General features: G+C 74.5%; 3 protein-coding genes. 1 reads left to right on the forward strand and 2 read right to left on the reverse strand.

Annotation, left to right across the window (positions count from 1 at the left end):
• Window positions 1–298: 298 nt before the first annotated feature.
• Together GTW43_RS07440 and GTW43_RS07445 are read right to left on the reverse strand one after the other, a co-directional pair.
• Window positions 299–1,012 carry a copper homeostasis protein CutC gene (locus GTW43_RS07440; RefSeq protein WP_161300832.1) on the reverse strand — a complete coding sequence of 238 codons (714 nt, stop codon included), beginning with the start codon at window positions 1,010–1,012 and terminating at the stop codon, window positions 299–301.
• Between the two features lie 69 nt (window positions 1,013–1,081).
• A complete protein-coding gene (locus GTW43_RS07445) occupies window positions 1,082–2,029 on the reverse strand; it encodes a hypothetical protein (protein WP_161300833.1) in 948 nt (315 codons plus the stop codon).
• A gap of 182 nt (window positions 2,030–2,211) precedes the next feature.
• Here GTW43_RS07445 and GTW43_RS07450 point away from each other — a divergent pair, with 182 nt between their 5' ends.
• Window positions 2,212–4,473: a heavy metal translocating P-type ATPase gene (locus GTW43_RS07450; RefSeq protein WP_161300834.1), complete on the forward strand. Its 2,262-nt coding sequence runs from the start codon at window positions 2,212–2,214 to the stop codon at window positions 4,471–4,473.
• The last annotated feature ends 185 nt before the right edge of the window (window positions 4,474–4,658 follow it).

The raw sequence follows: 4,658 nt of genomic DNA on the forward strand, positions 1-4,658 counted from the left end.
GGGGCTGTGCATCAGCCCCGAAAAGGGGCGCGGGGAACTGCGCGAGCAACCACGACGTACGCGTCACCCGGCAACGAATACGCACCCCGCACCGGCGCCACCCCCCGGGGCTCCGCCCCGGCCCCGCTCCTCAATCGCCGGAGAGGCTTGAGGTGGCCACCGTTCGCGGTCGCCCCGCAGGTCAGAGACAGGGGGCTGTGCATCAGCCCCGAGAAAGGGGCGCGGGGAACTGCGCGCTCAGCCACGACGCGCGCGGCACCCGGCGACGCATCCGGAACCCGCGACGGCGCTCGTGCGGTCAGGTCCCGGCGGAGTCCTGCGTGTCGAGGGCCGTGCGCCAGGTGCGGACCGCGGTCGGGGAGACCGGCGCGGTCCAGCCGGAGGGGCGGGCCGCGCCGCCGATGTGGAAGCCCGTGATGCCCGCCCCGCGCAACCCCGGCAGATGCTCCAGGCGGAGCCCCCCGCCGACCAGGATCATCGGCGCGTACCCGGCCTCCCCGCCCCGCGCCCGCGCAGCCTCCGCGAGCAGGACGTCGTACCCCGCGTCGACCCCGTCGGGCGACCCCGCGGTGAGGAACGTGTCGAGCCCGGGCAGCCCGGCGACGGCCCGCCGCAGTGCCCCCCGGTCGGCGGCCCGGTCGAGGGCCCGGTGGAAGGTCCACCGGCAGCCGTCCAGCGCGCCGACGACCCGTTCGACGGCGTCCAGGTCCGGCCCGCCGTCCGCGTCGAGGAACCCGAGCACGAACTCGTCGGCCCCGGCCGACCGCAGCTCCCCCGCGGCGTGCACCAGCGCGTCGACGTCCCCCGCCGCGAACCCGTCGGCCAGCCTGAGCATCACCCGCAGCGGGATGTCCACCGCGGAGCGGATCGCCTCGAACGTCTTGACGGGCGGGGTGAGCCCGTCGGCCGCCATGTCGGTGACCAGCTCGAGGCGGTCCGCGCCCCCGGCCTGGGCGGCGATCGCGTCCTCGGCGTCGAGGGCGATCACCTCCAGGACTGCACGCTTGCTCATGAGGCTCCCGTCGCGTCCGCCCGCCGCCGGCGCACACCGCGACAGGTCTAGTCCAATATCCCGACCACCCTACGCCGCATGCACGGTGAACGCAGCCGTCCTGACCTCCCCGTCGTGCTTGAAGTCCAGGAACAGCCGGTACGCGCCCTTGCTCGGCGCGGTCGCGGTGAAGGTGATCCCGGGCCCGGGCTTCCCGTCGTGCGGGTGAACGTGAAGGTACGCGAGGTCGCCCGAGCGCAGCGCGACCAGATGCCCGTACGCGCCGAGGTACGGCTCCAGATCGGTGACGGGCCGCCCGTCGCGGTACACGCGCAGGGTCAGTTCGCCCGCCCTGCCGGGGTGCAGCCCGCCGTCGAGCCGGACTTCGTAGCCCCCGGGGATGCGTGCGGTCGCCGCGTGCTCCGGCAGCGGCGCCGGGGTGTACGAGCCGGCGACGCCGAGTCCGGCCCCGAGGGTCAGTCCCTCCTTCTCGCCGGCCGGGGTGAAGTCGGCGAACACCCGGTAGTCGCCCGCCTTCGGCAGGGACACCGGCGTCGACCAGGTGCCGTCGGCCGCCCGCACCGGGTGCAGGTGCCGGTAGGCGGTCAGGTCGCGCGAGGCGACGATGAGGTGGAGCTCCTTGCCGTGCTCCGTCCGGTACGAGGTCAGAGGCTTGCCGGTGGCGTCCTTGCGGAGGGTGAAGCGGATCTCGCCGTGCCGCGCCGGCAGCCGGTCCTGCGCGAGGTCCAGCGTGTAGCCGCGCTCGGAGACCTGGAGGCCCCCGGGCGCGTCCGCGGCCGCGGCGGCGGGTTCCTCGTGCCCGCCGTGACCGGCCTCCTCGCCGGCCTCCCGCGCGCTCTCGCCGCTCTCGCCGGGCGGCTCGTCACCGTGCCCGTCCCCGCCCGCGTGCTGCTCCTCGTGCGCGACGGGCCGCTGCTCGGAGGTGACCGGTCCGAGGCCGGTGCCCACCCCGTACGCGGTGCCGAACGTGGCGGCGACGGCCGCGGCGAAGGCGGTGATCTTCAGTCCGGTGCGCATGACGACTCCCAGGTCTGCCGTGCATCTCAGTCGTGCTCCCTTGGCTACGACAGTACCCCCGGGGGGTATGAAGTCAAGTCGGGGGAGCCCTTGCCCTGGATACCCCCCAGGGGTATAAAGGATCACATCGCCACGTTACCCACCCCGGGTATCCTGGTCCCGTACCGTCCCAAGGAGGCACCATGCCGGCGCACACCGTCGCCCCACCCGATCGGGTGGAACTCGCCATCGGCGGCATGACCTGCGCGTCGTGCGCCGCCCGGATCGAGAAGAAGCTGAACCGGATGGACGGCGTCGAGGCGACCGTCAACTACGCGACCGAGAAGGCGAAGGTCACCTTCGACACCGGCGTCGCGGTCGCCGACCTCATCGCCACCGTCGAGGCCACCGGATACACCGCGCACGAACCCGCGCCCCCGGCCGCCGCCGACGCACCCACCGACACCGCCGACGCACCCGACGAGCTGCGCCCGCTGCGCGAGCGGCTCGTCACGGCCACCGTCCTGGCACTGCCGGTCGTCCTCATGGCGATGATCCCGGCCCTGCAGTTCGAGTACTGGCAGTGGCTGTCGCTGACCCTGGCCGCGCCCGTCGTCACGTACGCGGCCTGGCCCTTCCACAAGGCGGCGGTCACGAACGCGCGGCACGGCGCCGCGACGATGGACACGCTGATCTCGGTCGGCACCTCGGCCGCCTTCCTGTGGTCGCTGTGGGCGCTCTTCTTCGGCACGGCCGGCGAGCCCGGCATGACGCACCCCTTCGAGCTCACCATCGCCCGCAGCGACGGCGCGGGGAACATCTACCTGGAGGCCGCCGCCGGCGTCACCGCGTTCATCCTCGCCGGCCGCTACTTCGAGGCCCGCTCCAAGCGCAAGGCCGGCGCCGCGCTGCGCGCCCTGCTCGAACTGGGCGCCAAGGACGTCACCGTCCTCGACCCCGGCGGACGCGAGCGGACCGTCCCGGTCGGCGAGCTGACGGTCGGCGACCGCTTCCTCGTCCGGCCCGGCGAGAAGATCGCCACCGACGGCACCGTCGTCGAGGGCAGCTCCGCCGTCGACGCCTCCATGCTCACCGGCGAGTCCGTGCCCGTGGAGGTCGCCACCGGCGACACCGTCACCGGCGCCACGCTCAACGCGGGCGGCCGCCTCGTCGTCGAGGCCACCCGGGTCGGCGCCGACACCCAGCTCGCCCGCATGGCCGCGCTCGTCGAGGACGCGCAGAACGGCAAGGCGGCCGCCCAGCGCCTCGCCGACCGGATCTCCGCCGTCTTCGTCCCCGTCGTCATCGCCCTCGCCGTCGCCACCCTCGGCTTCTGGCTGGGCAACGGGGCGGGCTGGACGGCCGCCTTCACCGCCGCCGTCGCCGTCCTGATCATCGCCTGCCCCTGCGCCCTCGGCCTCGCCACCCCGACCGCCCTCATGGTCGGCACCGGGCGCGGCGCCCAGCTCGGCATCCTCATCAAGGGCCCCGAGGTCCTGGAGACGACCCACAGGGTCGACACGATCGTCCTCGACAAGACCGGCACCGTCACCACCGGCCGGATGACCCTGCTCGCCACGCACACCGCCGACGGCGTCACCGAGGCCGAGGCGCTGCGCCTGGCCGGCGCCCTGGAGCACGCCTCCGAGCACCCCGTCGCGCGGGCCGTCGCCGCCGGCGCCACCGAGCAGACGGGCCCGCTCCCCACCCCGGAGGACTTCGCCGGCGTCGCGGGGCTCGGCGTCCAGGGCGTCGTCGAGGGCCACGCCGTCCTCGTCGGCCGTGAACAGCTCCTCGCCGACTGGGAGATCCGGCTCCCGGACGGGCTCAGGAACAAGAAGGCGGAGGCCGAGGCCGCCGGGCGGACCGCGGTCGCCGTCGCCTGGGACGGCGAGGCACGCGCCGTCCTGGAGATCGCCGACGCGGTCAAGGACACCAGCGCCGACGCGATCCGCCGCTTCCGCGAGCTCGGCCTGCGCGCGGTCCTGCTGACCGGGGACAACGAGGTGGTGGCCCGGGCCGTCGCCGCCGAGGTCGGCATCGCGCCGCAGGACGTCGTCGCCGAGGTCCTGCCGCAGGACAAGGTCGACGTCGTCAAGCGCCTCCAGGACGAGGGCCGTTCGGTCGCGATGGTCGGCGACGGGGTCAACGACGCGGCGGCGCTCGCCCAGGCCGACCTCGGCCTCGCGATGGGCACGGGCACGGATGCCGCCATCGAGGCCGGTGATCTGACGCTGGTCCGCGGTGATCTGCGGGCCGCGGCCGACGCGATCCGGCTGTCCCGCAGGACGCTCGGCACGATCCGGTCGAACCTGTTCTGGGCGTTCGCCTACAACGTGGCGGCGCTGCCGCTCGCCGCGGCCGGGCTGCTCAACCCGATGATCGCCGGCGCGGCCATGGCCTTCTCCTCGGTCTTCGTCGTCGCCAACAGCCTCCGCCTGCGCCGCTTCAAGCCCGGCGCCTGAGGAGGGGGGCGCGGATTCGTCGCCGGGTGACGGGTGCGTCGTGGTTGCTCGCGCAGTTCCCCGCGCCCCTGGCGGGGCTGATGCACAGCCCCTCTCTCTGACCTGCGGGGCGACCGCGAACGGTGGCCACCTCAAGCCCCTCCGGCGATTGAGGAGCGGGGGCCGGGGCGGAGCCCCTGGGGGTG

This window comes from Streptomyces sp. SID5785 (genome assembly GCF_009870065.1).
Taxonomy (GTDB): domain Bacteria; phylum Actinomycetota; class Actinomycetes; order Streptomycetales; family Streptomycetaceae; genus Streptomyces.

What these genes read in the sequence shown, in the direction of transcription:
- GTW43_RS07440 (WP_161300832.1), bottom strand. Translation starts at nt 1,012, where the DNA reads ATGAGCAAGCGTGCAGTCCTGGAGGTGATCGCCCTCGACGCCGAGGAC.
- GTW43_RS07445 (WP_161300833.1), bottom strand. Translation starts at nt 2,029, where the DNA reads ATGCGCACCGGACTGAAGATCACCGCCTTCGCCGCGGCCGTCGCCGCC.
- GTW43_RS07450 (WP_161300834.1), top strand. Translation starts at nt 2,212, where the DNA reads ATGCCGGCGCACACCGTCGCCCCACCCGATCGGGTGGAACTCGCCATC.